General features: G+C 33.9%; 3 protein-coding genes. 1 reads left to right on the forward strand and 2 read right to left on the reverse strand.

The window, feature by feature from the left end; all coding sequences use genetic code 11:
• Window positions 1-708 precede the first annotated feature (708 nt).
• The gene (locus IEV17_RS17010; protein ID WP_000908082.1) at window positions 709-996 is read right to left on the reverse strand and encodes a hypothetical protein; all 288 of its coding nucleotides are present in this window, start codon (window positions 994-996) and stop codon (window positions 709-711) included.
• A gap of 2 nt (window positions 997-998) precedes the next feature.
• Window positions 999-1,637 (reverse strand): AAA family ATPase, encoded by a 639-nt coding sequence (locus IEV17_RS17015; RefSeq protein ID WP_000585007.1) that lies wholly within the window; start codon window positions 1,635-1,637, stop codon window positions 999-1,001.
• A 403-nt stretch (window positions 1,638-2,040) separates the two neighbouring features.
• On the opposite strand from IEV17_RS17015, the gene repM reads away from it, so the two are divergent.
• The gene (gene repM / locus IEV17_RS17020) at window positions 2,041-2,979 is read left to right on the forward strand and encodes a replication initiation protein RepM (protein ID WP_002046604.1); all 939 of its coding nucleotides are present in this window, start codon (window positions 2,041-2,043) and stop codon (window positions 2,977-2,979) included.
• The last annotated feature ends 530 nt before the right edge of the window (window positions 2,980-3,509 follow it).

Here is a 3,509-nt window from a genome sequence, read left to right on the forward strand (position 1 = left end):
AATCTGTCTACTTATCAGCGTCCGCGGAACTGCAGGATTTCTGCTTTGTTGTTCGCAACGAGGGCTAATTCTGGAGTTCCGTATAAGGCATAATCAATAACGACGCCTGATGCGAACATAGCGATTGGGCTGAAACGGAAGGTATCAGGAGCAATCGCTTTGGCAGAATTCCCCAAGGTGCTCACAATAAGATTCACATTGATGAAATCTGGCTTTCTACTCAGCCCATGGATATGCGAGCAGTTACTTATACTGCTCTTTCTCATGTCCTAAAAGCCTTTGACCATGTCAAATCGCAACATTGAGGTTATCTTGTTTTGGAATAAGCGTGGTCATTGTATGAAAGTGTTGATACATGATGGACTGGGTATTCAAAGCTCTACGGTTGAAACAAGCAACATTTCACTGGACTCAAACTCATCATAGTGAAACAATTACAAGCATTGATTCAGAGTTTCGCTTGATAAAGAATTTGACAATGTGCATCAAACATCATGACATCAATTCAGTCAGCCAAGCTGAATAGCCTAGATCCGTGTCTGTGCAGAAAAGGACGCCTTCATATAAAATAACTCAAATAGATAAATTACCACCACACTGCTAGAGCCTGAGCTGAATTTAAAAATATCTATAGGGTTCACCGGGGACTTACAGTAAATTTAACTTGGATAAAAAATATCCCCCTTAAAAAAGTGGGATATTTTTAATTTATTTATTTAATATTTCTTTTAATTCATCTGCACTATATGTCGATAAATTTTCTATAGCTGCTCGAACAATACTTGAACGATTTATTCTTGCATTTTGCCCTTTTACAACCAGCTCATCAATTAGTTTACTAATATCTTCATTGAGAGAAAAAGTGTAACGAATAAATTTTTTTTCACTTGATTCTAAAGCCTTTACCCTCTTTTCTGCACCAGATATAAATGCATCTAACATTTTATCTTGTTCAGTAGGTTCAGGTTTTTTGTTTAGCCCAGTTAAACCAGCCATAGTTATACTCCTAAAAACTCTCTTGCAATACTTTCAATTTCAGCTTTCGCTTTAGGATCACTATTTACTTCAAAAACCGAAAGCCCATTTTCATCTGCATCATCATAAACATTTCGATTTGTTGTGATTGAATTCAATGCATCAATACCAAATGATTTGCATGCCTCTTTTGCATCTAAAATTCTTTGAACTTGAGAAGGAAGAGTTGGACACTGAGTAATAATTGCTCTAGCTTTCAGATTTGGATTTACTGTCTTTGCTAATTTTAAAACTTGTTCCATATGATCTAAAGTTTTTAGATCTCTTCGTTTGGGTCTAAACGGCAATAACATATGTGTAGCTATAGTCATTGCTGAACGTAATGCTTCAGAATCCTGTCCACCTGCATCAATGATAATATCTTGGTATCTTTTATCTAAATCTTTTAAAACTGAACGTATATTCCCTGATGCTTGTACTGATGGAATATTATTTAATTCATCGTTTTCATCTCTTTCTTTGACCCAATCTGTTGTTGTTCCTTGAGGGTCAGCATCTAATAAGAGGACGTCTCTTTGACTTTGTTGTAAGTAAACTGCAAGATTTTGAGCTAAACAGCTTTTACCAGCACCGCCTTTTTCACCACCAACTAAGATAATCATAATTTATGTAAGTTACGTAAGTTTGTTTGTGTATAATTTAACGGTGATTTATGAAGTAATCAACTATCATGAAAAAAAAAATTAAAAAAAAGTTATCCACAAAAGAATGGTCTTTTTGAATTTATATATATTTATTTAAATTTATTATTTATATCTCTGCTCAAAGCTTGACTAGCAAAGGGATACAGGAAGTATATGTTGACAAATTCCTACCAATAAGTTGACTTTTTCCTGTTTCTGAGTTGACATATTCCTACCAATAAGTTGACTTTTTCCTGTTTCTAAGTTGACAAATTCTGTGCATAAGTTGACAAATTCTTTTATTAAAAATACTTTCATTTGTGGACGTTAAGTAGTATTGTCAATATATCTATTTATAACATTTTCCTTAATATATCTCCCTATGAGTAACATAGTATATAAAGATAATAATTTGGTTGAAGCATCGTATTCACTAAATCTATCTGAGCAAAGGCTAATATTAATTGCGATCATTGCTGCTCGAGAAATTGAGAAAGAACTTACTTCTGATACTATACTTACGATTCATGCTTCTGAATACATGAAACAGTTTAATTTAGGACGTCAAGCATCTTATGAAGCGTTACAATCTGCATGTGATAATCTTTTTGAACGGCATTTGAATTATAAAGCAGTAGATCCTATAACTGGAAAAATAGGAATATACAAAAGTAGGTGGGTTTCAAAAGTTGGTTATGTTAAGGAAGAGGGATGCGTCCAACTAATTTTTGCACCAGATATTATCCCCTTATTTGTAAAACTTGAAGAAAAGTTCACAAGATATGAACTTAAACAAATCTCACCACTTACAAGCATTTATGCTATTCGCCTGTATGAGTTACTCATACGTTGGAGATCAACTGGTAAGTTATATATTTCTATAGATGAGCTTAGATCAAAACTCGGATTGATAGAAGATGAATATAAAAAGATGGGAGACTTTAAAAAAAGGGTTCTTACCGTAGCTTTAAATCAAATTAACAAATTTACGGATATTACTGTTTCTTATATACAAAAAAAGGAGGGAAGAAATATTTCAGAATTACATTTCATGTTTGAAGAAAAAGAACAAAATAAAACGAGTACAAGTGCTCCTTTAGAGCCAACTTATAAATTGACAGCTAAGCAATGTATATTCTTTGCTAAAAAGCTATGTGATATTACTAACTATCCAAAATTTGGTAATGATTTCGCACATCGTGGAGAGACTCTAGAAGACTTTCAGGAAAGGATATCAAGTGATCTTCTTGATAGCGATAATGTTAGAAAGTATTTTTCTTATTTGTTAGAAGTTGGTTATGCTCCTAAATACAAGAAGTAACCCTTTAGTTAATTGTCACTTTAAACAAAAGACCACGCCCTCTCATACTAAGTTTTTAATTAAGATTGCTTTCATGTGATTTTAATATGAATTAGCATAAGTTACATAACTTATGCTGGTTAAGTAACCACCTATCCTGCCTTTATAATTTATTGCTGCAGTTCTCATCATCATTGGAATAAGTGGACAGATTCCTGACACGGAATACTATAACTGAGGTCACCTAAATAGGATGCATAAATTATGTAAGTTACGCCACTTAAATAAGTTAAGGCGCTAAAGCGATAAAAGCTACATGATGGCCAGTACTGAGCACTGGCGATCTAAGTCAATGCTGCAGTTCTCATCATCATTGGAATAAGTGGACAGATTCCTGACACGGAATACTATAACTGAGGTCACCTAAATAGGATGCATAAATTATGTAAGTTACGCCACTTAAATAAGTTAAGGCGCTAAAGCGATAAAAGCTACATGATGGCCAGTACTGAGCACTGGCGATCTAAGTCAATGCTGCAGTTCTCATCATC

This window comes from Acinetobacter modestus (assembly GCF_014636095.1).
In the GTDB taxonomy this organism is placed as follows: Bacteria; Pseudomonadota; Gammaproteobacteria; order Pseudomonadales; family Moraxellaceae; genus Acinetobacter; species Acinetobacter modestus.

Bases quoted from the DNA above. Each gene is read 5' to 3' on its own strand.
- IEV17_RS17010 (WP_000908082.1), bottom strand. From the start codon at position 996: ATGGCTGGTTTAACTGGGCTAAACAAAAAACCTGAACCTACTGAACAA.
- IEV17_RS17015 (WP_000585007.1), bottom strand. From the start codon at position 1,637: ATGATTATCTTAGTTGGTGGTGAAAAAGGCGGTGCTGGTAAAAGCTGT.
- repM (WP_002046604.1), top strand. From the start codon at position 2,041: ATGAGTAACATAGTATATAAAGATAATAATTTGGTTGAAGCATCGTAT.